Annotated in this window: 1 protein-coding gene; it reads left to right on the top strand. The window is 72.1% G+C overall.

Translation table 11 applies throughout. The features are described from left to right. Positions 1-43: 43 nt before the first annotated feature. A partial coding sequence (locus R0J88_RS22080) for an FGGY family carbohydrate kinase (protein ID WP_410901187.1) occupies positions 44-251 on the top strand: 208 nt, incomplete at its 3' end.

Below are 251 nucleotides of genomic sequence, written 5' to 3'. Positions count from 1 at the left end.
CCGGCCCGTTGAAGGCCGGCGCGTGCGCCTCACCGGAGACATCATGGAATACGTCATAGGCGTCGACATCGGCACGCAGAGTACCAAGGCGCTGCTTGTCGACCGGCACGGCACGATCGTCGCGCGGCGCTCGGCCGCCTACCAGCCCGATACGCCGCGCCCGCTGTGGGCCGAGCAGTGGCCGCAGGTGTGGTTCGACGCGGTGCTCGACTGCATCGCGGGCTGCGTGAGCGGCGCGCGCGCGCACGGCG

Source organism: Pseudoalteromonas sp. SIMBA_162 (assembly GCF_046535955.1).
GTDB classification, from domain to species: Bacteria; Pseudomonadota; Gammaproteobacteria; order Enterobacterales; family Alteromonadaceae; genus Pseudoalteromonas; species Pseudoalteromonas marina.
Note: the sequence above shows the minus strand (reverse complement) of the source record. Positions and strands in the feature narration are given on the sequence as shown.